Source organism: Hyphomicrobium sp. 01T421 (assembly GCF_056398805.1).
In genome coordinates, this window is record NZ_JBFTQC010000001.1 from 1690643 (window position 1) to 1715120 (window position 24478).

26 protein-coding genes are annotated in these 24478 nt (G+C 62.4%); 23 read left to right on the forward strand and 3 right to left on the reverse strand.

Annotated features, from left to right (window positions below; genetic code table 11):
* Positions 1 to 19 precede the first annotated feature (19 nt).
* From AC1DK3_RS07750 to AC1DK3_RS07760, 3 genes are read right to left on the reverse strand one after another with little or no spacing between them, the layout of a single operon-like run.
* A complete protein-coding gene (locus AC1DK3_RS07750; protein WP_477191659.1) occupies positions 20 to 598 on the reverse strand; it encodes a DUF1254 domain-containing protein in 579 nt (192 codons plus the stop codon).
* Positions 595 to 1257: a DUF1214 domain-containing protein gene (locus tag AC1DK3_RS07755; protein WP_477191660.1), complete on the reverse strand. Its 663-nt coding sequence runs from the start codon at positions 1255 to 1257 to the stop codon at positions 595 to 597. The genes AC1DK3_RS07750 and AC1DK3_RS07755 overlap by 4 nt, the downstream gene beginning before the upstream one ends.
* Positions 1258 to 1274: 17 nt before the next feature.
* Complete coding sequence (locus AC1DK3_RS07760) at positions 1275 to 3623, reverse strand: transglycosylase domain-containing protein (protein WP_477191661.1); 2349 nt, start codon at positions 3621 to 3623, stop codon at positions 1275 to 1277.
* Positions 3624 to 3807: 184 nt separating this feature from the next.
* On the opposite strand from AC1DK3_RS07760, the gene AC1DK3_RS07765 reads away from it, so the two are divergent.
* From AC1DK3_RS07765 to AC1DK3_RS07875, 23 genes are all read left to right on the forward strand, one after another.
* Positions 3808 to 4347 (forward strand): YcgN family cysteine cluster protein, encoded by a 540-nt coding sequence (locus AC1DK3_RS07765; protein WP_477191662.1) that lies wholly within the window; start codon positions 3808 to 3810, stop codon positions 4345 to 4347.
* A gap of 146 nt (positions 4348 to 4493) precedes the next feature.
* Positions 4494 to 4934 carry a GIY-YIG nuclease family protein gene (locus AC1DK3_RS07770; protein WP_477191663.1) on the forward strand — a complete coding sequence of 147 codons (441 nt, stop codon included), beginning with the start codon at positions 4494 to 4496 and terminating at the stop codon, positions 4932 to 4934.
* Positions 4935 to 5305: 371 nt separating this feature from the next.
* A complete protein-coding gene (locus AC1DK3_RS07775) occupies positions 5306 to 5851 on the forward strand; it encodes a hypothetical protein (RefSeq protein ID WP_477191664.1) in 546 nt (181 codons plus the stop codon).
* Positions 5769 to 7301: a DNA-packaging protein gene (locus AC1DK3_RS07780; protein WP_477191665.1), complete on the forward strand. Its 1533-nt coding sequence runs from the start codon at positions 5769 to 5771 to the stop codon at positions 7299 to 7301. Before AC1DK3_RS07775 ends, AC1DK3_RS07780 begins: the two co-directional genes overlap by 83 nt.
* A 305-nt stretch (positions 7302 to 7606) precedes the next feature.
* Positions 7607 to 9421, forward strand: a complete 1815-nt coding sequence (locus tag AC1DK3_RS07785) for a phage portal protein (protein WP_477191666.1) — start codon at positions 7607 to 7609, stop codon at positions 9419 to 9421.
* Complete coding sequence (locus AC1DK3_RS07790) at positions 9418 to 9813, forward strand: hypothetical protein (protein ID WP_477191667.1); 396 nt, start codon at positions 9418 to 9420, stop codon at positions 9811 to 9813. The genes AC1DK3_RS07785 and AC1DK3_RS07790 overlap by 4 nt, the downstream gene beginning before the upstream one ends.
* A 6-nt stretch (positions 9814 to 9819) precedes the next feature.
* Complete coding sequence (locus AC1DK3_RS07795; RefSeq protein ID WP_477191668.1) at positions 9820 to 10116, forward strand: hypothetical protein; 297 nt, start codon at positions 9820 to 9822, stop codon at positions 10114 to 10116.
* A complete protein-coding gene (locus AC1DK3_RS07800; RefSeq protein ID WP_477191669.1) occupies positions 10109 to 10444 on the forward strand; it encodes a hypothetical protein in 336 nt (111 codons plus the stop codon). The genes AC1DK3_RS07795 and AC1DK3_RS07800 overlap by 8 nt, the downstream gene beginning before the upstream one ends.
* 148 nt (positions 10445 to 10592) lie before the next feature.
* Entirely contained in the window at positions 10593 to 11297 is a 705-nt protein-coding gene (locus AC1DK3_RS07805; protein ID WP_477191670.1) for an HK97 family phage prohead protease, read from the forward strand.
* 178 nt (positions 11298 to 11475) lie between these two features.
* Positions 11476 to 12714, forward strand: a complete 1239-nt coding sequence (locus AC1DK3_RS07810) for a phage major capsid protein (protein ID WP_477191671.1) — start codon at positions 11476 to 11478, stop codon at positions 12712 to 12714.
* Positions 12715 to 13109: 395 nt separating this feature from the next.
* Entirely contained in the window at positions 13110 to 13685 is a 576-nt protein-coding gene (locus AC1DK3_RS07815) for a head-tail connector protein (protein ID WP_477191672.1), read from the forward strand.
* Positions 13682 to 14014 carry a phage head closure protein gene (locus tag AC1DK3_RS07820; protein ID WP_477191673.1) on the forward strand — a complete coding sequence of 111 codons (333 nt, stop codon included), beginning with the start codon at positions 13682 to 13684 and terminating at the stop codon, positions 14012 to 14014. The genes AC1DK3_RS07815 and AC1DK3_RS07820 overlap by 4 nt, the downstream gene beginning before the upstream one ends.
* Before the next feature lie 172 nt (positions 14015 to 14186).
* Complete coding sequence (locus AC1DK3_RS07825) at positions 14187 to 14594, forward strand: DUF3168 domain-containing protein (RefSeq protein WP_477191674.1); 408 nt, start codon at positions 14187 to 14189, stop codon at positions 14592 to 14594.
* A gap of 308 nt (positions 14595 to 14902) precedes the next feature.
* On the forward strand, positions 14903 to 15319 hold the full coding sequence (locus AC1DK3_RS07830; protein ID WP_477191675.1) for a phage major tail protein, TP901-1 family: 417 nt from the start codon (positions 14903 to 14905) through the stop codon (positions 15317 to 15319).
* 143 nt (positions 15320 to 15462) lie between these two features.
* A complete protein-coding gene (locus tag AC1DK3_RS07835) occupies positions 15463 to 15846 on the forward strand; it encodes a gene transfer agent family protein (protein ID WP_477191676.1) in 384 nt (127 codons plus the stop codon).
* A complete protein-coding gene (locus AC1DK3_RS07840; protein WP_477191677.1) occupies positions 15846 to 16031 on the forward strand; it encodes a phage tail assembly chaperone in 186 nt (61 codons plus the stop codon). The genes AC1DK3_RS07835 and AC1DK3_RS07840 overlap by 1 nt, the downstream gene beginning before the upstream one ends.
* Positions 16018 to 16608, forward strand: a complete 591-nt coding sequence (locus AC1DK3_RS07845; protein WP_477191678.1) for a phage tail tape measure protein — start codon at positions 16018 to 16020, stop codon at positions 16606 to 16608. The genes AC1DK3_RS07840 and AC1DK3_RS07845 overlap by 14 nt, the downstream gene beginning before the upstream one ends.
* Before the next feature lie 44 nt (positions 16609 to 16652).
* Positions 16653 to 17291, forward strand: a complete 639-nt coding sequence (locus AC1DK3_RS07850) for a phage distal tail protein, Rcc01695 family (RefSeq protein WP_477191679.1) — start codon at positions 16653 to 16655, stop codon at positions 17289 to 17291.
* Positions 17288 to 18148 (forward strand): DUF2163 domain-containing protein, encoded by an 861-nt coding sequence (locus tag AC1DK3_RS07855; RefSeq protein WP_477191680.1) that lies wholly within the window; start codon positions 17288 to 17290, stop codon positions 18146 to 18148. The genes AC1DK3_RS07850 and AC1DK3_RS07855 overlap by 4 nt, the downstream gene beginning before the upstream one ends.
* Before the next feature lie 2 nt (positions 18149 to 18150).
* On the forward strand, positions 18151 to 18597 hold the full coding sequence (locus tag AC1DK3_RS07860) for an NlpC/P60 family protein (protein ID WP_477191681.1): 447 nt from the start codon (positions 18151 to 18153) through the stop codon (positions 18595 to 18597).
* Position 18598: 1 nt separating this feature from the next.
* Positions 18599 to 22546, forward strand: a complete 3948-nt coding sequence (locus AC1DK3_RS07865) for a baseplate multidomain protein megatron (protein WP_477191682.1) — start codon at positions 18599 to 18601, stop codon at positions 22544 to 22546.
* A 157-nt stretch (positions 22547 to 22703) separates the two neighbouring features.
* A complete protein-coding gene (locus AC1DK3_RS07870) occupies positions 22704 to 24020 on the forward strand; it encodes a TIGR02594 family protein (protein ID WP_477191683.1) in 1317 nt (438 codons plus the stop codon).
* 90 nt (positions 24021 to 24110) lie between these two features.
* Positions 24111 to 24404, forward strand: coding sequence for a hypothetical protein (locus AC1DK3_RS07875; protein ID WP_477191684.1), 294 nt, complete (start codon positions 24111 to 24113; stop codon positions 24402 to 24404).
* Positions 24405 to 24478 lie beyond the last annotated feature (74 nt).

The window sequence follows — 24478 nt, forward strand, 5'->3', positions numbered from 1 at the left end:
CGCGACGACTAAAAACTCTTCACGCCCCGCCAGGAGCGCACGACGCCTTGGCGAGGATCGCTTGTTCGTCCGCGCGGTAAGGATCGCCCTTGTCGGGAGCGCGAACGACGACCAATCCTTTTTCCGCTGCGATCGACTGCTGCGTATCGACCGCTTGCGGCGTGACGCCGGCTTTCGTGGAACTCGATTGCGGCAGCCCGAGAAAGCGATCGTCAGCGGGCACTATGGACAAATCGACCGTCGTCTCCCGGTCAGCTGAGGCGGCCGCAAAATAAAGATTGTGTCCGTCGGGCGCGTAGATGCCGATCGTCCAGCCGAGATCGGGAAGCAGCGCACGAACGCGTATCGTCGTATCGGTGGTATCGAATAGACAGAACGCGTAGTGCTCGTCGGGCGCAAGGAAAGGCAGCGGCTGGTGCTGCGGCGTGACGGGGGCGGCAATCGTCATCTGATTTTTCGGCAAAGAGCGCGCAAGCCGAGTATAGGGCGATCCGCGCGCATCGTTGACCGCCATGAATGTCGCGATGAGATGCACGATCCCCGCAACCAGCAGGAAGATCGCGAGAAGCCGGAAGTCGAAGCGCTGCAGCAATCTCACGAGCATCCCTCCCGCATGATGACAGGCAAATGCTTGTTCCGCTCCGCGCGTTCGTCGGCCGAAAGACCCGTCGCCGGATCGAGCACGGTCAAGACGAGCACGAGACGTCCTGCGCCGCTTGTCGGCAACCAGTTGCCCGGTCGCGCGTCGCGGCCGAGCGTGACGACGAACGAGCCGTTCGGATTGGGGGCGATCGTGTCGGCTGTGAACTCGTATCGGTCGGCGTCATTGCTGATGAGATTGCCGCGCGCATCGAACACGGCGAGGCTCCACCATAAGCCGCGCATGTTCGCGCCTTCGACGACGTAGTTGCATGACGAATGGAGCCGCGCCCCTTGCGAGTCCGTGCGCGCTTCGAAGGTGCCGGCGCTGTCGGCTGAAATCCTGAGCTTCCCCGTCGTGACGACGTGGGCCCTGGTGTAGGGGTCCGCGTTTTCGCGGCCGATGTCGCGCCACTGTTGCCAGGGCCCGTACATGTCCGTCGACAGCGGCGAACCGCGCGCAACCATGTACCGGCTCGACCAGACGCCGACGGTGAAGGCGAGGACGATCGTCAGAATGAGCCCGATCGCGCGCAGCAGGATAGCGAAGATCGTGCGCATCACGCTGTTGCGCGATTGCGGCGATGCCGCCGCTGGCTCAAGTTCGACCGATGCCAAGTCCGTGGCTTCCTGTTTCAATGGGGGGCTGGGGCCGGTGACTTTGTCGGCGCCGCGGGCGGCGTTGCTGCCGGAACTGAAAGATCGTCGTGAGACGTGTCAAGCAGTGTCGCGCGCCGGTCGGTCTTCGGAGCCTCCGGCCGGGTCGCAGGCTGCGGGGCCTCCTGTTTCGGATCGATCGGCGACGCTGGGGCATGCGATGATCCGGACGCGGCCGCAGGCGCAACCTCCGCTTGGCCGTTCGCCTTGCGAAGCGCCGAGACGAGAACCTTGAGAGCATCGCGCGTCTTTGACGGCAGCACGGCCTGCGTCTTCGCGTCCGCTGCAAGCTGCGCCGGTTCGATGCCCGCCGCGACTTGCGCTGCTCTGACTTCCGCAAGGCGCTGTTGCTCGGCGACCTGACGCGGATGCGGGGCGAGGCCCGGAATGGTCGGAATATTCATGTCGGTGTGCGCGACCGTCATCAGGTCGCGCCAGATCGGCGCCGCCTGATGGCCGCCCGTGACGCCGGCGCGCATCGGCCGGTTGTCGTCGTTGCCGAGCCAGACGCCCGCGACGTATTTACCGGTGAAGCCCATGAACCACGCGTCCTTCGGACCGGTAGAGGTGCCGGTCTTACCCGCGGCGTTGGTGAAATCGAGATTGGCCATGCCGCCGGTCCCTTCCGTCACCACGCGATTGAGCATGACGTTCATCTCTTCGGCGACGTGCCGCGACACGACCTGCCTCGGCGGGGCTTCGTCGCGTTCGCGCGAATAGAGAAGATCGCCCTTCGATGTCGTGATGTCGAGAATGCCGTAGGGCTTGGCGAGCTTGCCGCCGTTCGCGAATGTTGCGACGCCGCCGGTATGCTCGAGAACGGTGATGCCGCCGTCGCCGAGCGCCATCGAGCAGGTTTTCTTGACGCCCTCGATGCCGACACGCTTGGTCATCTCGACGACCTTTTCCCGCCCGACGACGAACGACAGCTCTGCCGCAACCGTGTTCAACGACTTGGCCAGCGCCATCCAGAGCGGGATCCGCGAGCCCGAGCCGCCGCCGCCGCCGTAGTTCGACGGCGACCAGTTTCCGCACGAACGCGACGCATCACGGACGATGGTCTCCGGCGTGAAGCCGTTCTCCATCGCCGTCGCGTAAACGTAGATCTTGAACGACGAGCCCGGCTGGCGCTTGGCGTGGGTCGCGCGGTTGAATTGACTCTCGCCGTAGTCGGGCCCGCCGACGATCGCCCGGACTTTTCCATCCGTCTCCATCAGGACGATCGCGCCCGAGGTAAAGTGAAGATCGCGGCCTTCCTTGCGCAGAGCCGCGGCGAGAGCCTCTTCGGCCTGCCGCTGCAGCGTCAGATCGACCGTTGTCCGCGCAGTCAGCACGAACTGGTTTTTACCGTCGGCGAGGCGCTGAACTTCTTCGAAGGCCCAATCGAGATACCAGTCGGGGCTCGTCGAGGTGCGCGCTTCGACGATCTTCGCCGGGTTCATGCGCGCCGAATGCACTTGGCCCGCTGTGTAATATTTGGCCTCGACGAGGTTATCGAGAACCTGATTGGTGCGCGCGCGCGACGCCGCAAGATCGACGAGCGGCGAGTACTTCGTCGGCGCCTTGAAGAGACCGGCGAGCACGGCCGCTTCCGACATGTTGATGTCGCGCACGGACTTGCCGAAGTAGTATTGCGACGCCGCTTCGACGCCGAACGTGCCACCGCCCATATAGGCGCGATCGAAGTAGAGCTTCAGGATTTCCCGCTTCGAGTAGCGACTCTCGAGAAGGAACGAGAGAAACAGCTCCTTGATCTTTCGCTGCAGCGAGCGCTCCGACGACAGGAACAGGTTTTTCGCGAGCTGCTGCGTCAGCGTCGAGCCGCCCTGCACGACCTCGTTCGCCTGCACGTTGGTGACGAGCGCGCGCATCGTGCCGAGAACGTCGATGCCGTAGTGCTCGAAGAAGCGCCGGTCTTCCGTCGAGAGCGTCGCCTTGATCAGGACGTCAGGGATATCTTCGAGCGGCACCGCGTCGTTATGGAGAATGCCGCGGCGGCCGATCTCGTTACCGTTGACGTCGAGGAATTTCACCGCGTAGCGTCCGGTCAGAAATTTGCTCTCGTCGAATTCCTCGAATGCCGGAAGCGCGAGCCCATAAAGAACGACGAAGCCGCCGAACAGCATCGTCAGGCTTTCGGAGGCGAATTCGTTGAGGAGGCGGCGCCAGCCGACGAGCTGGAATCGGGCAAAGTAGCTCGATCCGGCGTTCCAGTAGTCTTTGACGCGCGACCATGCTTCCCCGAGCGCGGAATTGATCTGCGAATCGAGCCTTAGCCAGTCGATGAAGCGGTCGCGGCCGCCCTGTCTGTGAAACCAGTCGTTCAAGAAACGGCCACCCTAACGACGTCGCTCTTGTCACGCGTGAGACGTGGGCTTAAGCCCTCAACAGCGAGAGTCTTTCTTGCAACAACAATCGCGACGCTTCCAGTGGGACGCGCCGCTTAAACCGATTAGCCGACGTTACACGTCGCAAGTCGACGAAATTGTGGTTATCCCGACTGAGCAGACAATGGAAGAGCAAGACTTGATGTCGGACGGCAACGATCCACCGTTCTGGCGCACCAAAACGCTTGAGCAGATGAACCGCGACGAGTGGGAAGCTCTGTGCGACGGCTGCGGTCGGTGCTGCCTGGTTAAGCTCGAGGACGAGGATACGGCCGAGGTCTACTTGACGCGCCTGTCGTGCGCACAGCTCGACGTCCGGACCTGCCGCTGCAAGGACTATCCCAACCGCTTCAAGAAGATGCCGGATTGTCTTGAGATCGATATTGCACGCGCGCGCGAGCTTTCCTGGCTGCCGAAAACCTGCGCTTACCGCCTCGTCGGCGAGGGCCAGGACCTGATGTGGTGGCACCCCCTGGTTTCAGGTTCGCCCGATACGGTGCACGAGGCCGGAATTTCCGTCCGCAGCTTCGCCATGAGCGAACGTCGCGTCAAAGAAGAGAATTATTGGAAATACATTATTCCGGATCTGAGACCCGAAGAGGATGAAGATCAAAACCGCCGTCGTCCCGGCGCCCCGCAAATTCCATCCGAACCCGCCGAATAGCACCTGAAGTTTCCGCTAGGTCGTCGACTGAGCCGCCGCCATCCCGGCATGATGGTGGCTAGGCCAGCGCGAAGGTGCGTTCGCTCGGAGCCACCGAATCGTAGAAAGTACTCACGCAGAGCGAAACAGGAAGTGGGGGAGGTTCAATGCTATCCGTTCCCGAGCTTTTTCGACGAGCTTCGATTGAAATGCGCGGGCCCGTGCCGTGGGGCAGTCCTGTAGGCGACGCCTCTTCCGGTGTTTATGTCATCGCCCTTGCGGAGCCGCCAGCAAACTTCACGGAGAACTTGTCGGAAGCCCAACTCAAGCGTTGGAATGCTGACGAAGAGATCATCTACATCGGAAGAGCGACCCGGCTTCGGAACCGTATCGCTCAATTTTATCATCACGAGTACGGCAGATCGAGCCCGCATAGAGGTGGTCAGGACATCAAGTTGCTGACTGGCTTGACCCAAGTCTACTGGGGTGATGCGACGGATTTTGCGAATGCAGAGAAAACTATGATCGATGCATTTCGGAATGAGGTCGGCGCGTTGCCGTTCGGCAATCGAATGCGGGCGGCTCAGAAGCGAGTGTTGTCGAATTGAGCCGGAGAACGCCGTTTCTCGATTAGCTCCGTCATCCCGGCGCAGGCCGGGATCCACGCAAGCCAGCTGCATAACGGCTGCAGATGCCCGTTGTGAGTGGCCGACCTTCGTCGTCATGACGAAAATTTTCAAAATGCGTGGAAACTTATCCTCGCTCTCGCGCACGAACTTATAATCGGAAAGTTTGTCCTGGCGTATGCGATTTTGCTAAATAATTTCAATGAATTATAGCGCTTTTGTCGTTGACAGCGTAACGCTCTTCGGGTAGGTTTCTGTATAACGCGGAAAGTGTGAGGGGCCACCGAGACGGCCTCGGAGATCTACGTCCACGCTCCGCGGCGATAATCACAAAATCCAAAAAGGCAGTGTGCATGGCGGCGGCATCGATCGTGCGGCGAAAGACTTCGCGCGTCCTCACGACGAAGGCGGCTGCAACGAACGACGACGATCCGCCGGAGGAAAAGCCAAAGGCGAAGCGCGCGGCCTCGAAGGGCGCGAGCGCATCGACGGCGAAATCTGTCGCGAACGAGGTCGCAGCAAAACCCGCGCGGTCCGCTCCTGCTCGGAAAACGGCGACAAGCACGCGCGCCAAGCCGCCCGCGACGCGAATGCGAGCAAAGCCTAACGTGCTGGTGCAGCGCGTCTACAACACGATCGATGGCGAGCTGACGAAACTCGAGAAGCAAAAAGGTCTGACGTCCCAGGATCGCGAACGAGCGTCCCGCGCCCTGTCGCAAATGGTCAATGCATTGGAGAAAGCTGTTGAGATGCAACGCGTGATGACGAAGCGGAAGCCAACGGGAGGTGACGCCAAGAGCAAGGAGGCGCTCGCCCATGCGGAAAACCTACGCCGCGAAATTGCGGAACGTCTTGAACGCCTCAATCACAAACGGTCGTCTCAGCGAAATCCTGAATGAGCTGAGCGCGGACGAACTCGAGTTCATCTCTCACGACTGGGAGCTATGGGCCCGCGACGAGCAGCTCGCGCCTTTGTTGATTGCGCCTTGCGACTCTGCTTCGCAGAGCCGGCCGCAAGGCGCGGGCTTGTTGGACGAGTCTCGTGCAACATCAAGCGCACCCGGCGGCCGGCTCCATGTGGCCGCCGCTTCCGGCCGGCTCGAGGAACGCGAGTCGGAAGCGGCAAACCAAGCATGGCGTGTGTGGCTGCTTCTCGGCGGCCGCGGATCGGGAAAAACACGCGCGGGAGCGGAGTGGGTGAGGTCACTCGCTCTTTCTTCCGCGACAGACGAAGCAACATCCCCGCTCACGGCGGCCGGCTCCCCGCAGGGGAGTCGCCGTGAGCAACAAAGAATTGCGCTGGTCGGCAAAACACTCGCCGACGTGCGCAACGTCATGATCGAAGGCCAGTCGGGCTTGCTCGCGATCCATCCGGCGAAAGAGCGGCCGCTGTTCGAACCCTCGAAGCGGCGCTTGACGTGGCCGAACGGCGCGGTCGCGGAACTGTTCTCGGCTGACGAAGCCGAAGCGCTGCGTGGCCCGCAATTCACGGCCGCCTGGTGCGATGAGCTCGCGAAATGGCGCGGAGCGGAAAGGGCCTGGGACATGCTGCAGTTCGCGTTACGCCTCGGCGAAGCGCCGCGCGTTTGCGTGACGACGACGCCGCGCGCGACGAAACTTTTGAAACAGATCATTGCCGACGAGGCGACCGTGACCGTCAACCTGGCGACCGCCGACAACGCGACCAACCTCGCGCCGACGTTCCTCGCCGAGATGACGCGCCGCTATGCGGGCTCCGCGATCGGCCGACAGGAGTTGTTCGGCGAGATCGTCGAGGATGCGAGCGACGGCCTTTGGCGGCGTCATTGGATCGAAGAGGCGCGCGTCGAAAACGCGCCAGAGATGCAACGCGTCGTCGTCGCCCTCGATCCGCCGGTGACGGCGACGGCATCGTCGGACGCTTGCGGGATCGTGGTCGCGGGATTGGGCGTCGACAAGCGCGCCTACGTCCTGGCGGATCGCACCATCCAGGGCCGCACGCCGGAACTCTGGGCGCGGGCGGCGCTTGGTGCATACGATGATTTCGAAGCCGATCGCATGGTGGCGGAGGTCAACCAGGGCGGCGACCTCGTGATCTCGGTGCTGCAGCAGTTTCGCGAGAATTTCCCCGTCGTCAAAGTCAGAGCGACGCGGGGAAAATGGGTTCGTGCCGAGCCGGTCGCGGCGCTCTATGCGGAGGGCCGCGTCGCGCACGTCGGGCGTTTCGATGCGCTGGAAGATCAGATGTGTGCGTTCGGTTCGGACGGCACGGTCAAAGGCCGCAGCCCCGACCGCGCCGACGCGCTCGTCTGGGYGCTCACGGATTTGCTTCTTGGCGATACGACGAAACCATCGGTCAGGATGCTCTAACGCCTTCCGTCATCCTCAGTCGAGCGCAAGCGAAGACTGGGGATCCAGCGTAAGATTCGTCGCAGACACACTATCGAGCCTTCGGCACTTCTGACGCTGAATCCCCGGCCATCGAGGTAGCTCCGCTGCACTCGGCCGAGGATGACGAAGAATAAATTTAAACCGTCATCCTGGCGCAGGCCGGGATCCAGCCGAACATCAACATAACGCGTGTGGATCGCTGACTGGGTGCCGGCCTTCGCCGGCATGACGGTGTAGGTGGCACACACCTCAGGCGCCTCGCACAAATTTAATAAGGACAATGCATGTCGCTGATCTCGGAAGCGCTGACGCGCTGGCTGCCGATGCAAAGACGCGTGCCGAGCGGCCGGCTCGCGGAACGCGAGTCTGGCGCAACATCCCTCGCACCCGGCGGCCGGCTCCCCGCTGGGGAGTCGCCGGGTGCAGACGAAAAATTCTTTCCGGGCGCAATCAAAGAAGAAAAAGGTTCTTCCATCGGACCCTTGATCGCCTATCAAAATCTCGGCGAGCCCGTGTGGGCGCCGCGCGACTATGCAGCCTTCGCCCGCGAAGGCTTCATGCAGAACGCCATCGTCTATCGCTCCGTGCGCATGATAGCGGAGGCCGCCGCCTCGATCCCGCTGCTCCTCTATGAGGGCGCGAACGAGATCGAGGATCATCCGCTGATCGATCTGCTCCGGCGGCCGAGCCTCGATCACACTGGAACGGACTTTCTCGAAGCCTGGTACGGCTTCCTGCTCGTCGCGGGCAACGTCTACGCCGAAGCGGTCGCGCTCGACGGCGACATCCGCGAACTGCACATTCTGCGCCCCGACCGCATGAAGGTCATCCCCGGCACCGACGGCTGGCCGGAAGGCTACGAGTACACCGTCGCGGGACGGTCCGCGCGCTTCATCGACGAAGTTGCAAGCGGCGTGCGCCCGATCCTGCACGTGCGCCTCTTCCATCCGGCGAACGATCACTACGGCATGAGCCCGATCGAAGCGGCGGCGACCGCGATCGACATCCACAACACGGCATCGAGCTGGAACAAGGCGCTGCTCGACAATTCCGCGCGGCCCTCGGGCGCGCTGATCTACGCGGCCGCCAACGGCCAGATGACGGAGGAGCAATTCACGCGGCTGAAGACCGAGCTCGAGACGAACTTCCAAGGCGCGCGCGCTGCCGGACGTCCGCTGCTGCTCGAAGGCGGCCTCGACTGGAAGCCGCTGTCGCTGACGCCCAAGGACATGGACTTCATCGAGGCGAAGAACACTGCCGCCCGCGAGATCGCACTCGCCATCGGCGTGCCCCCGATGCTGCTCGGCATTCCGGGCGACAATACGTACTCGAACTATCAGGAGGCGCAGCGCGCCTTCTGGCGACAAACCGTACTGCCGCTCGTGAACCGCACGGCGCGGGCACTCTCGTCTTGGCTCGCCCCGGCGTTCAACACAGGGCCCGTGCCCCGCGGCCGGCTCCCCGGAGGGGAGTCACGGGGCACAAGCTTAGAACTCAAACCCGATCTCGATCAGGTCGAAGCGCTCGCCCCCGAACGCGATGCGCTCTGGAAACGTCTCGAAGGCGCGTCCTTCATCACCGACGACGAGAAACGCGCCGCAGCGGGATATACCGCGCTCGGCGGCCGGCTCGCGGAACGCGAGTCGCCGAGCGCAAAATTTAGAGAAAACCAACCGCGCGTCCCGGTAGGCAACCCTGATGGCGGGCGGTGGACGGATGGTGATCGCGTCGCGATGGCGAAGATCATCCAGGGTGCCGCGCGCTACCTGCTGCGGAACCCAAAGGTTCTGAAGCCCGCGGAAAGGACGCTTGAGGAATTGTTGAAGCCGGGTGGAAAAGAGTTGGGAGTTCGTAGTCCAGGTGCGCCTAAGGGAATTCGGACCGTCGACCAAAGCGAATTTGAAAAGTTGAAGTCCGATCTCCTCGACGGCACGATAGAAGTGACGCCATCAGAAAGTTATGATGGAAGGGCCTTCCAGCGATCGGACGGCACCATAATTGGTGTTCGCCAAAGCGTTGAGCACGGCGAGACCCTTGATGTATTGAAATCGTCCGACGAAACTGTTCTCAAGAATGGCTATAAGGTCCACAAGAAATGATCGATGAACCGCGAGATAAGGAAACGGGCGAGACAGTTAGTGAAGCCATATCACAGTATCCGGCTGAACTCGATCTAGATGCTGTCGGAATATGGCAGATCGTGCCTGGAGGGCGCGTTGATTTTGGACTCACCGGCCAAGCATTGGCCGATTACGTTCGTCGAGCGATCTATGCCCTTCTGGATGCAGGGGCCGTACCGGTGCGACATGTCCCGGATAGTGGGTTCCATTGGACCCACCAGAAGCAATACGGCTCGACGCGAGAGGAAATCGCGGAAGCAATAATTAAGGAGTGGGAACCTGTTCCGTATGACTCCTTTTCGATGATCGAGCATTGCCCCTGGTTTGCAAGGCCTCGGCCGAACAGTCCAAATTATGTGAAGATGGATTGATCGAGCATGGACGTGCCGGAAGAATTCAAGCGCCTAACACAATGTTTTTGGCAAGGAAGCGAACAAGAGGCTAAAGACGAGGACGACTGGATTGCTCGATCACTCCGCTTATGTGGAGAACGCGAGCAAGCCATCGTAAAAGCATTTCTTGCAGACCTCCTTGCTCGAGACCCAAGTGTCGCAGAGTTGAAGAAAATCTGGCAGAGCGGCGGTCCAAGCTACGGCATAACGACGAACATGCCTTCAAATTTTTTGAGAAGATTCGCGATATGGCTAAAGGTCGAGAGCGCGACAATTGAATAAGAAGCGACACGAGCAGATAGATATGCCACCCGAGTTTCGCAAGGCTTGCCGCAATCTAGGGCAGGATCTTGCGAGCAAGGCCAGGGCTATGAGTGAGGCTGATGCAAATTCACTTCTCGTGCAGACGGCGATGATCGGCATCGATAGAACTGAAGCAAAAGCAATTCGCGAGTTCATTGGAGAATTCTTGAATAGCGGTCTGACGCCAAATCAAATGGTAGAATTCTGGCGGAAAACCCCCGCGGAAATTTATTTCTACGACGGTGGACAAGTTGAAGGCTTCCTAAAACTGCTAAGCGTCAACCTAGCCCAGCCACTGTATCGATAAGTCTGATCTGAACGCGACGCACTCTGGAAACGCCTTGAAGCCGCGAGCTTTCTCACCACCGACGAGAAACGGTTGGCAGCGCGTAGGCCGCTAAGCCAGACTTTTCGAATTTCAAATACCGCTAGGCTCAATTGACAACGGAGTGCAAATGCACGCGACCGAACGATTTCTGCTGCCTGCTTCGTTGTCGAAACGGAGCCGGGCGTTGCCGCTCGATACGAAGTCGCTCGGCGACGGAGTCTTTGAAGGCTACGCCAGCCTCTTCAATCGCGAGGACCTCGGCCACGACGTCATCGCACCAGGAGCATTCCGCGAAAGCCTGGCGGGTCGCGGCGCCGCGCGCATCAAGATGCTGTTCCAGCACGACCCGGCCGAGCCCATCGGCGTGTGGGATGAAATTCGCGAGGACGCGCGCGGGCTGTACGTCCGCGGGCGATTGATGACCGCGGTCTCGAAGGCGCGCGAAGTTCTGGAGTTGATGCGGGCCGGTGCGCTCGATGGACTTTCGATCGGCTTCAAGGCGGTGAAGGCCCGGCGCGATGCGGCGTCCGGCGTGCGCCGTATTGAGAAGGTCGATCTCTGGGAAATTTCGGTCGTCACGTTTCCGATGCTGCCGGGCGCGCGCGTCGAAAGCGTGAAGGCGCGGCCGTTCGTGGCCGGCGCTCCGACCGAACGTGAATTCGAGCGTTGGCTCACGCGGGATGCTGGGCTGACGCGGATGGAGGCGAGGGCGGTGCTCCGCTCGGGCTTCCACGGTCTCAAGGCTTTGCGGGATGCGGGCCGGACCTTCGGCGACGACGCCACGCTTGCTTCTCGTTTCCGCGAGGCGGCGCGGCTGATGTCGGCAACGTAACCCACCAATTCGTCATCCTCGGTCGAGCGCAAGCGAAGACCGGGGATCCAGCGCAAGACTCGTCGCAGACGCAATATCGAGCCTTCGGCGCTTCTAACGCTGGATCCCCGAACGGGCTTGCTACGCCCACCCGTTCGAGGATGACGGTAGGACTTCATTTAGCTCCACAGGACATCACATGACCAACACGACTTCCCTCGAAACGAAGGGGGCGGGCGGAGAAACCGCGCGCGCCTTCGAAGAATTCCTCGAAGCTTTCGAAGCCTTCAAGGAAACGAACGATCAGCGCTTGAACGAAATCGAGAGCCGCGGCACGACGGATACGCTCGTCGCCGAGAAGCTGGCGCGCATCGAGGAAACTCTCGATTCCACCAAGCGTGTGGCCGATAACCTCGCGCTGAAGTCGGCGCGCCCGCATCTCACAGGCGGCGCGTCGTCCACGTCGGATCTCGCGCACAAGTCGGCATTCGACGGCTACGTTCGCCGCGGCGATGCGCAACGTCTCGCGCGTATCGAAGAGAAGGCATTGTCCGTCGGCTCCGGCGCGGATGGCGGCTATCTCGTGCCGGCTGAGACGGAAGCGGCCGTCAATCGCGCGCTCAAAGCCATCTCGCCGATGCGCGCGATCTCCGGTATCCGCCAGGTGTCGGGCTCTGTCTATAAGCGGCCGTTTGCAACTGCAGGTGCGGATACGGGTTGGGTCGCCGAAACGGCGTCACGTTCGCAGAGCACCGCGCCGACGCTCGCAGAGCTGCAGTTCCCGACGATGGAACTCTACGCGATGCCGGCAGCGTCACAGACGTTGCTCGACGATACGATCGTCAACATCGACGAGTGGCTCGCCGAAGAAGTTCGCCTCGCCTTCGCCGCGCAGGAAGGAACAGCCTTCGTCACCGGCGACGGCACCAACAAGCCAAAGGGCCTCTTGAGCTACGACACCGTCGCCAACGGCTCGTGGGCCTGGGGCAAGCTCGGCTTCGTCGCGACGGGCGAGGCAGGCGCATTCCCCGAGAACGATCCCGGCGACAAGCTGCTCGATCTCGTCTACGCGACGAAGGCGCCTTACCGCGCCAACGGCACGTTCCTGATGAGCAGGTCGACGGTGTCGGCCGTACGCAAACTCAAGGACGGTCAGGGCAACTATCTCTGGCAGCCAGCCAACGCACCGGGCGAATGGCCATCGTTGCTTGGCTACCCGGTCGCGGAAAGCGAAGACATGCCGGCGATCGGCACCAATGCTCTCGGCATCGCGTTCGGTGATTTCTCGCGCGGCTATCTGATCGTCGACCGCGCCGGCATTCGCGTGCTGCGCGATCCCTACACGGCCAAACCCTACGTGCTCTTCTACACGACGAAGCGCGTCGGCGGTGGCGTCCAGGATTTCGACGCCATCAAGCTTCTGAAGTTCGCAGCTTGATGATTGCGTGCCGAGCGGCCGGCTCGCGGAGCGCGAGTCGCTCGGCACAAACAAAATCACTTCGATGCGGCGCGAGACTCGTCGAAGACGCAATCGTGCGCCTACGGCTCTTTTAACGCTGGATCCCCGGACTTCGACGCGGCTTTGTCGCGCTCGTCCGAGGATGACGAAAGTAATTCCCGCGCGGGTTCCCCTCCCGCCCGCGCGGAAACCTGCGGGGCTGCTGCTCACTCCGGCAGCCCCGCATTTTATTTCGCGCTTGGCGACACGGGTTCCGCGCGCCGGACGCCGAGCGCGCGTGATGTTGCGCCGAACTGCTTCACCAAGGCCGTGCCTTGCGGCCGGCTCCGCACAGCGGAGTCGCAAGGCACCACCAAAAAAGGAAATCTCATCCCATGTCTCTCGTGATGACGGCGCCGCCGGCGGTCGAGCCGGTGACGGTCGCCGACGCCAAGGCTCACATGCGCATCGACGGCAATGACGAGGACGTTCTGATCGCGAGCCTGCTGCTGACGTCGCGGCTTCATATCGAGGTGGCGCTGTCGCTCGCGCTCATCACGCAGTCGTGGACGATGACGCTCAATCGCTGGCCGGGCAGCCGCGATGTCGAGCTGCCGCTGACGCCGCTTCGCTCGATCGATGAAGTTCGCGTGAAGAACGCGGCCGGCGTCGCGCATGTGGTGCCGGCGGAAAGCTACCTCGTCGATCTCGCGTCGCGGCCCGCGCGGCTCGTCTGGAACAATACGGCGCGGCTAGAACCGCAAGTCCGCGCCAACGGCATCGAGATCGATATGACGGCTGGGTTCGGAGCCACCGGCGATAGCGTGCCTGCGCCTTTGAAGCACGCAATGCTGATGCTGACGGCACATTGGTACGAGCACCGCGACCCGGAAGAGATTGGATCGGACGACGCGCGCATCCCCGATGCCGTATCCGCCCTCATCAATCCATTTCGGACGATCCGGCTATGAAGGCGCCCATCAACGCCGGCGATCTCCGGCACCGCGTGACGATCGAAAGCCCCGAGCGAACGAGCGACGAAGCAGGCGGCGCGACGATTGAATGGCAAAGCGTCGCTGAAGTCTGGGCTGCCGTCTGGTCGCGATCGGCRGGCGAAAATTTTTCAGCTGATCGCATCGCGGGCATAGCGACGCACGACATCTGGATACGCCACCGCAGCGACGTAACACCGGACATGCGGATTCGCTACGGCAACCGTGTCTTCGCCATTCTTGGCGTGATCGACTGCGACAATCGTGGGCGCTGGCTGAAGTGCCCATCGGAGGAACGCGATCTATGAATGTGCATTGCACAATGAGCGGATTCAATTCCGCAGCGCGGCAACGGGCATTGATGCTCGTTCGCGATGCAGTGGCGAAACGCGAGGCAATCCTCGCTTCCGCATGGGCGGGCAAGCCCTTGATGCCCGCAGATAGCATATCAGACCCGCTTTCCCCGCAAGGAGGCAAATGATGGCGAGCGCAGCCTTCGCCCTTCAGCAGGCGATTTTTTCGAAATTGACCAGCGATGCCGCAACGACATCGGCATTGGGCGGTCCAAGGATTTATGACGACGTCCCGGCCCGTGCAGAATTTCCATTCATGACGTTTGGACAGTCGACGGAACGCGATTGGTCGACCGGAACAGAAGACGCCTCCGAGCACGTCGTCACGCTTCACGTGTGGTCGCGAGCGCGCGGACGCAAGGAAACGCATGCCGTCATAGCCGCCGCGCGGCACGCATTACACGACCAGGATCTATCCCTCGAAGGACACCGACTGGTTAACCTGCGCCACGAATTCTCCGAAGCGAGACGCGACAACGACGGCGAGACGTTCCACGGCATCTCCCGCTTTCGCGCGGTGACCGAGCCGGGCTGACGCGAAGCTGCGTTAGCGCGAAAGATAGACGCCACCGATGTCATCCTCGGGCTCGTCCCGAGGATCCATTCGAATGCTCGCTCCGCACCCGCTGATCAATAGAACCTCGGCATAAAGCCGAGGATGACAATACCCCCGCATCCAAAACTCCAACTCCCTCAACAGCCCTTTGCCCGGCGGCCGGCTCGCGGAACGCGAGTCGGCAGACACTGGGCGGTCAGCAACTCCCACTCCCTCAACAGCCCCGTGCCTGGCGGCCGGCTCGCGGAACGCGAGTCGCCAGGCACCAACCAAAGAGTCCCTCACACATGGCAGCACAGAAAGGTAAAGACCTTCTTCTGAAGGTCGATACGACCGGCGCGGGCGTCTTCGTGACGGTCGCCGGGCTTCGCGCACGCGGTCTATCGATCAGCGCAGAGACGGTCGAGATAACCAACACCGAAAGCGCAGGCCAGTGGCGCGAGCTGCTGACCGGCGCGGGCGTGAAGTCGGCAAGGATCACCGGTTCCGGCGTTTTCAAGGACGGATCGTCCGATACGACGATCCGGGATTACGCCTTCAACGGTACCGTCCGCGACTGGCAGGTGATCGTGCCCGACTTCGGCATGATCGCAGGTGCATTCCAGATCACGTCGCTTGAATTCAGCGGTCGCCACGATGGGGAATTGACGTTCGACATCTCGCTTGAAAGCGCAGGCGAGCTGACGTTCACCACAGCAGCTTAAGTCCGCGCCCACCGGCCGGCTCCGCGTAGCGGAGTCGCCGAGCACGTTTGATGTTGCGCCGAACTGTTCCGCCAAGGCCGCGCTCGGCGACCGGCTCGCGGAACGCGAGTCGCCGAGCGCAAAAAGAAAAGGAATCCCTGCACATGGCGAACAGGCACCGCGGTGAGATCGAGGCGATCCTCGATGACCGCGCCTATAGGCTCGTGTTGACGCTCGGCGCGCTCGCGGAACTGGAGAGCGCCTTCGGCGACGACGACATGCTGGCGCTCGCGGCGCGCTTCGAGAAGGGGCGGCTTTCCGCGCGCGATTGCGTAAAGATCATCGCAGCCGGGTTGCGCGGGGCGGGATGCGCGGTGACGGACGACGAAGTCGCCCTGATGCGCGTGGACGGCGGCGCCGCCGATTACGTCGACATCGTCGCCCGGCTTCTGAATGCAACGTTCGGCGGAGATGATCAGCGGGAAGAGGATGCACAGAGGCGGGAGGGCGGCGGCGAAACGCGCGCCCCTTTCGCTGGGCGCGCGTGATGGAGCTCGGCCTCGGTGTCCTAGGCATGATGCCGGCGGTTTTCTGGTCGTTGACACCGCGTGAGCTGCAGGCGGCGCTGGCAGGCAAATTCGGCGGGGTCAGCGAAATGACGCTCACGCGCGGAGACCTCGACACGCTCATGCAACGCTTTCCGGATGAAAGTGCAACCTATGACAATGAATGACGATCAACTCGAGACCTGGAACGTCAAGGTCACGGCCGACACGAGCGATCTCGAGACAAAGCTCCAATCGACGTCGCGGACTGGAAGGCAATTTGCCAACACACTGGTTTCCGCGTTCGACGATATCGCGATCAAAGGCAAGAACGTCGGCGATGTCTTCAAGTCGTTGGCGCTCAGCATCTCGCAGATGGCGCTCAAGACCGCGCTGCAGCCACTAACGTCCGGCCTCGCATCGATGTTTCAGGGCGTCATCTCGGGAGCGACGCCGTTCGCGAAGGGTGGCGTCATTCAGAGCGGGACGCCGGTGCCGTTTGCAAGCGGCGGCGTCATCGCAAGCCCGATCTCATTCCCGCTGGCAGGTGGCGCGACGGGGCTCGCCGGAGAGCGCGGGCCGGAAGCGATCATGCCGCTGACGCGCGGTTCCGACGGCCGGCTCGGCGTTGCGATGTCGGGTGGCGGTGGGCAGCAGATCACGATCAACATCTCGACGCCGGACGTCCAAAGCTTCGGCCGCTCGCAATCGCAGATCGCCGCGATGATCGCGCGCGCCGCCGCGGCCGGCCAGCGAAACCTCTAAAGCGCGACCTCTATGTCGCCTCCTCACAAAAAAGCGAATCCCACATGTCCTTTCACGACGTCAGATTTCCGACGGCGATCTCGCGCAATGCGCAAGGCGGACCAGAGCGGCGCACCGACGTCGTCGTGCTTGGATCGGGATATGAAGAGCGCAACAGCCGCTGGGCAGACAGCCGGCGAAGCTACAACGCGGGGTACGGCGTCAAATCGCTCGATGATCTCTATCAGATCATCGCATTCTTCGAAGAGCGGCGCGGACGCCTTCACACGTTTCGTTGGCGCGATCCGATGGACTGGAAGTCCTGCGCGCCGAACGCGACGCCGAACGTACTCGACCAGGTCATCGGAACGGGGACGGGCGAACACGCGGCGTTCCAGTTGAAAAAGGTCTACGGTAGCGCCTTCGCGCCGTGGACGCGCGACATCAAGAAACCAATCGCGGCGACTGTGAAAATCGCTGTCGCCGGCGCGGCGCAAACCGCGGGCACGAATTTCGCGATCGATGCTTCGACCGGCGTCGTGACATTTCTCAGCGGTCACATTCCGGCAAGCGGAGCGAGTGTAACGGCAGGCTTCGAGTTCGACGTGCCCGCGCGCTTCGATACCGACAAGCTCGAGATCAACCTCTCGGGCTTCACCTCTGGCGCCATTCCCAACATTCCGATCGTCGAGGTGCGGCTGTGAAAACGTTATCGCCGGAATTTTCCGCGCATCTCGCGTCCGGAGCGACGACCCTCTGCTGGTGCTGGCGCATCGAACGTCGCGACGGAACCGTCCTCGGTTTCACCGATCACGATAACCCGGTCGCGTTTGACGGCACCACCTACGAGGCGGCAAGCGGCTTCACCGCGAGCGATATCACCGATGGGCTCGGCCTGTCGGTCGACAACCTCGAGGTCACGGGCGCGCTGTCGTCAGGAACATTGACCGACGATGACCTTGCCGCCGGCCGCTATGACGACGCGCGGATCGCGATCTATCGCGTCAACTGGGCGGACCCGAGCCAGCGCGTCCTGATGCGGTCCGGCAGCATTGGCGAAGTGCGCCGCACAGGCGCGAGCTTTACGGCCGAGCTTCGCGGCCTCGCGCACTATCTGCAGCAGCCGAAGGGACGGATTTTGCAGCGGACATGCGACGCCGATCTCGGTGATGCGCGCTGCGGAATTGATCTTTCATCGTCAGCCTTCCGAGGCGTGGGCGCGATAGTGACCGCCGCGTCTGCAAGGCGTTTCACGGTCTCCGGCATCGACGCATTCGACACGCGATTTCTCTCGCGCGGTCTCTTCGCGTTCACGTCCGGAGCGTCAGTTGGTCTCAGAATCGAGATCAAGACGCACACGAAGCTGCCAGCCGCCGTCGAGATCGAACTCTGGACGGATGCCGAAGGACCGCCCGCCGCGGGCGACGAATTCATTGTTACCGCCGGCTGTGACAAGCGGTTCGAGACATGCAAGGCGCGCTTCTCGAACACGATCAACTTTCGCGGCTTCCCGTCGATACCCGGCAATCAGTTCCTGACGAAAATCGGACGCGCGAGCTGAAGATGCAGCATGTGACCCGAAGCAGAATTGTCGAAGCGGCGCGCGGTTGGATCGGCACGCCCTACCATCATCAGGCGAGCGTTCGCCACGTCGGCACCGATTGCCTTGGGCTGGTGCGCGGTGTCTGGAAGGAGCTCTACGGCGCCGACGCGGAAAAGCCCCCGGCCTACAGCCGCGACTGGGCGGAAGCGAGCGGAAGCGAGGCGATGCTCGAAGCAGCCAACCGGCATCTTGTGGCGAAGCCAATCGCTTCTATGAGCATCGGCGACGTCGTCGTTTTCCGGCTTCGCGCGGGAATGGTGGCGAAGCACGCGGCCATCGTCACAGCGCCCGCAATGATGGTCCACGCGATCGAAGGCGCGCCGGTCGCCGAGGTTCCGCTGACGAATTGGTGGCGGCGCCGGATCGCGGGCGCGTTTCAATTTCCTGATATTTCGAAAGGCTCCTGACATGGCGACGCTCGCTCTTGCAGCCGTCGGTGCAGCCGTCGGCGGCAGCATGCTGCCGGCTGGCGTCGGCCTGCTCGGCGTCACGCTCTCGGGCGCGGCGATCGGATCGCAGATCGGCGCATTTGCGGGATCGTATGTCGACAATGCGCTCTTCGCCCCGTCCGGACAGACGCGCACGGTCGAAGGTCCGCGCCTTTCCGATCTCCGGCTGACCGCGTCAACCGAAGGTGCGCCGCTTCCGAGGATTTATGGTCGAGCGCGTGTCGGCGGACAGATCATCTGGGCGACCGATCTCGAAGAAGAGATCGTGACGACGACACAAGCCGCGGGCGGCGGCAAAGGAAGCTCAGGCAACAAGACGCGCCTCGCGCAGTACAACTACTACGCCAATTTCGCGGTCGCGCTCGGCGAGGGTGTGGTGACGCGCATCGGTCGCGTCTGGGCCGACGAGCAGGAACTCGATCTCGCCCGGACGACATTTCGCCTGCACACCGGCACGGAAACGCAAGACGTCGATAGTCTCATCGCGGCGCGCGAAGGCGCGGACAATGCCCCGAGCTATCGCGGCGTCGCCTATGTCGTGTTCGAGCACTTCGCGCTCGCCGATTACGGCAACCGCGTTCCACAGCTGTCGTTCGAAATCTTTCGCAGTGTCTCGGATGCCGATCAGGACATTCGCGGCGTCGTGATGATCCCAGGTTCGGGCGAGTTCGTCTACGCGACGGAACCCGTACATCAGACGTTCGACGACGGCGTTTCGCAGTCGGAGAATGTCCATCAATTGGTCGGCCCTACCGACTGGCAGGTTTCGCTCGATCAGCTCGAAGCGGCGCTGCCGAACGCCAAGTCGGTGTCGCTTGTCGTCAGCTGGTTTGGAACCGACCTCCGCGCGGGCGCGTGCAAGATCATGCCCGGCGTCGAGACGCGCCACAAATGGACCGCACCACTGAGCTGGTCCGTCGCCGGAGAAACCCGGGCGACCGCGCATCTCATCAGCACGCGCGACGGCAACGCGGCCTATGGTGGCACGCCGTCCGACCAGACAGTCGTCGCCGCCATTCAGGATATGAAAGCGCGCGGATTGAACGTGACGCTGACGCCGTTCGTTCTGATGGATGTTCCGGCGGGCAATAGCCTTCCTGATCCCTACGGAGGCGCGAGCCAACCGGCATATCCGTGGCGCGGACGGATTGCGTGTCACCCCGCGCCCGGCCAGTTGGGAACGCCCGACAAGACGTCAACCGCCGCGACGCAAATCGCGAGCTTCGTCGGCTCCGCCGCGCGATCTGACTTTTCCATCTCCGGCGCATCCGTGCATTACACGGGACCGGACGAATGGTCGTACCGGCGCATGATCCTGCATCAGGCGCATCTCGCTAAAGCGGCTGGCGGCGTCGAAGCATTCGTCATCGGCACGGAGCTGCGCGGGCTGACGTGCGTCCGATCGAGCGCCAACGCGTATCCATTCGTCACAGAGCTGATCGCGCTGGCCGATGACGTGAAAGCGATCCTTGGCTCCGGAACGAAGGTGCTCTACGCGGCAGACTGGTCGGAATACTTTGGCCATCAGCCTGCCGACGGTTCGGGCGACGTTTATTTCCATCTCGACCCGCTGTGGTCTTCGTCGAACATCGACGCGATCGGCATCGACATTTATTGGCCGCTCGCTGACTGGCGCGATGGCCGCGATCATCTCGACGCGGTCGCCGGGACAAGATCAATTTACGATCCGGCATATCTCCGTTCGAACGTCCATGGCGGCGAAGGCTTCGATTGGTATTACGCGTCAAGCGAAGATCGCGATGCGCAAATCAGAACGCCGATAACGGATGGCTCCGGAAAGCCGTGGGTCTTTCGCTATAAGGATATTCTCTCGTGGTGGAGCAACGCGCACTATAATCGCCCCGCAGGCACCGAAAGTGCGTCGGCGACGGCTTGGGTGCCGCAATCTAAGCCGTTCTGGTTCATGGAGATCGGCTGCCCCGCGGTCGACAAAGGTGCGAACCAGCCGAATGTCTTCGTCGATCCGAAGAGTTCGGAATCGGCGCTTCCCTATTATTCGCGCGGCATCCGTGATGACCTGATGCAGGCGCGTCATCGCCAGGCGCTCACTGACGCTTTCGATTGGACGAAGCCGGCCTACGTCGAAGGTCGCAATCCGGTATCGGCGGTCAACGGCAAGCGCATGGTCGATCTCGATCGCATACACGTCTATTGCTGGGACGCGCGTCCCTATCCGGCGTTTCCGGATGCAACGACCTATTGGGGCGACAGCGAAAACTGGCAGCTCGGACATTGGCTCAACGGCCGGCTCGGCGGCGCGGCGCTCGATGACGTCGTCTCGACCATCCTGCGCGATCAGGGCTTCGCAGATTTCGACGCATCCGCGTTGACGGGGACGGTGCCGGGCTACGTCATCGACCGGACGATGGCCGCGCGCGATGCGATACAGCCGCTCGAACTCGCATATTTTTTCGATAGCATCGAAAGCAACGGCAAGATTGTGTTTCGCCATCGCGGCCGTGCCGCGCCTGCGATGACGCTCGCGCAGGATGCGCTCGTCGAAGAAAGCGCGGGCGATGCGCTCTACGAGCTGACGCGCGCGCAGGAAACCGATCTCCCGGCATCGGCCAAGCTCCGCTACATCTCAGGCGTTGACGATTATCCGCAAGCCGTCGCCGAAGCGCGGCGACTGACAGGGGCGAGCGGGCGCGTCGCGGAAGCCGATCTCCCGATCGTGCTCGACGACAGCCTTGCAGGAGCGATCGCCGAAAGCTGGCTCTACGAAACGTGGGCGACGCGGGAATCCGCGACATTCAAACTGGCGCCGTCGACACTCGCGCTCGAGCCGGGAGACATTGTCTCGGCCGAGATCGGCGGACGAAGCCGCTTGCTGCGATTGACCGATGTTTCGGAGCACGGGGTTCGTGACATACGAGCCTTGAGCATCGATCCGGGCGTTTACGATCAGATCGACGTCGCGCCGCGCGTCGCCGCCGAGCCTGCACAGGTTCAGATCGGCTCACCTGCCGTTGCGTTGATGGATCTGCCGCAGTGGAACACCGCTGCGGATGCGGCGGCAGGATACGTCGCCGCGATGCAGAAGCCATGGCCCGGCAGCGTCGCTCTCTTCGCGTCTCCGCAGGAGACCGGATATCAGCTCAAGGCAATCGCTGGCGCACCCGCAACGCTCGGCGTGACGTTTGACGAACTCGCGTCGGGCCCCGAGGGTCGCATCGACCACAGGGCGTCCGTCCGCGTGCGTCTGACGAGCGGAACGCTGTCGTCCGTTGATCTCGTCGCGATGCTGGCCGGCGCAAATCTCGCAGCACTTCGCAACGCGAGCGGTAATTGGGAAATCGTTCAGTTCCAAACCGCCGAACTCGTCGATGTGCAAACGTATCGCGTCAGTGGACTTCTCCGCGGTCAGTTCGGAACAGAAGGGGCGATGGACGATGCGCTGCCTGCCGGTGCGCAATTCGTTCTCCTCGACGGCGCGGTGACGTCCGTGCCGCTCAGGGAGAGCGAACAGAAGGTGTCGCTCAATTGGCGCTATGGGCCGGGCAACCGCGATATCGGCGACGCGTCGTACGTAACGTCGCCGTTCGCCTACCAGGCGCTCGGGCTTCGGCCGTTGTCGCCGGTTCGCGTCAAAGGCGTGCGCACGTCGGGCGACCTCAGCATCTCTTGGATTCGGCGCACGCGCAGCGGCGGCGATAACTGGGAGCTGCCGGAGGTGCCGCTCGGCGAAGAAAGCGAAAGCTACGAGGTCGAAATTCTTGACGGCGCCACGGTGAAGCGCACGCTCGCAACGTCGTCGCCGAGCGTCGGCTATTCGAGCGCGAATCAAATCGCCGACTTCGGAGCCGCGCCCTCGAGCGTATCGATCAAGATCTATCAGACAAACGTAATCTTCGGCCGGGGCGCTCCTCGTGCGGCCACCGTCTAAAACGTAGGCAGGACCGCTCAACATCGTCATCCGGGCGAGGGCCGGGATCCAGGCAAGCCGCAACGTAACGCATGCGGATTGTTGGCGGGGTGCCGACCTCCGTCGGCATGACGAGTGTGGGTGATCACCGGCTGCGCACAAAAACAAGGGCATAAAAATGGATCAACCGGCGTGGCTCGCTGCCGCGTGGGCCGAATTCGGCGTGCGCGAAATTCCGGGCAAGGACAATTCTTCCGAAATCCTCCGCTACTTCCGCGAAGCTGGCGACATAAAGGTAGAAAGCGAAGAGACGCCGTGGTGCGCCGCGTTCGCGGGCGCCATGCTGAAGCGCGCCGGATGCCAGGGTACCGGATCGCTCATGGCGCGATCCTATCTCGATTGGGGAATTGGCCTCGATGAGCCGCGCTTTGGTGCGCTCGCTGTTTTGGCGCGGGGCGACGATCCGACGGCCGGACATGTCGGCTTTCTGATCGGCTCGGCGGCGGGCAAGCTCTACCTCCTTGGCGGCAACCAGGGCGACGCGGTGACGGTCTCAGCCTTCGACGCCGCGCGCCTCCTCGGCTTCCGCTGGCCGGACGCCGAGATCGAGGCTGAAAGCTTGACGGCCGACGACGGCACCTTCGCAAAGGCGCTCGCCCACGTCCTCGAAATGGAAGGCGGCTTTTCGAATGATCCGTACGATCCCGGCGGCCCGACCAATCGCGGCGTAACGCTCGAAGTCTACGCCAACTTCAAAGGCAAGACGCTCGACGCCGGCTCGCGCCCGCGGCTCATTTCGGAGTTGAAGTCCATCCCCGAAGCCGTCGTCGAGGCCATCTATCGCCGCCGGTATTTCGACCCCGCTCAATGCCCGGCGTTCACCGGACCGTTAGCGCTGATGCATTTCGATGCCGCAGTGAACCACGGCGTCGGCGCCGCGACCCGGATGCTGCAGCAGGTGGTGAACGTCACGGTCGACGGCGAGATCGGCCCCGAGACGCTTTCTGCAATCGGCAGCCGAAGACTGACAGATCTGATCGACGAGTACGCGGAAATCCGGCGCACCCGGTACAGGGCGCTCCCGCATTTCTGGCGCTTCGGACGGGGCTGGCTGAAACGCGTCGACGCGACATTGGCCCTCGGAAAATCCTGGGGCGCGGCTGACGGCATTACCCGCGGGCTCTTGGAGCCGGCACAAATCGCAAAAGGAGAATCCAACATGAGCAATCAAGCAGCGGCTGGGAAGACGATCGACGATACGGCGAAATGGTGGGCCCAATCGAGGACGCTTTGGGGAACGCTGATTACCGCCGCGGCGACCGTGCTTCCCGTCATCGCCCCGGCAATCGGAGTGAGCCTGCCCGCCGATCTCATTCAGACTTTCGGCAATCAGGCGGTGATCGCCGTTCAGGCGCTCGCCGGCTTGTTCGGGACGGCGCTGGCAATCTACGGCCGGTTCAAGGCGTCCTCGGTCCTCAGCCTACGAAAGAGTTGAACAATATCAGGGACCCATCCTCAATGGCTCCCGTATTCATCGGCGGTTCAACACGCTATGTTAGACCGTCGGTTTTCCGGAAGAACGCGGATGGTCGATTTGGGAAGAGCGGTGGCATTGGTGGCTGCGGCAGTGGTACTGCTGCCGTGCGCCGCCTCGCGCGCTGACGACTGCCTGACCGACTGGGGCATGGCCGGCCAGATCGTCCGCCGGGAAAATCTGATAACCGTCGAGGAGGTATCGCGCTCGCTTGCAGCAGATGGTATCGGCAAGCTCGTAAAGACCACGCTGTGCCGCACGGAAGCCGGATATTTTTATCGTCTGGTCATCAGAAGTCCGACGGGACAGCTTAGAACGACCGTTATGACAGCGAGGGGCCGGTAGTCGGTCCGTCGTTGCGGGATGGAAATCTCTCGCCGAGATCTCCGAGCGTCCGCAAGTCGTGCAGGAGGGGGACA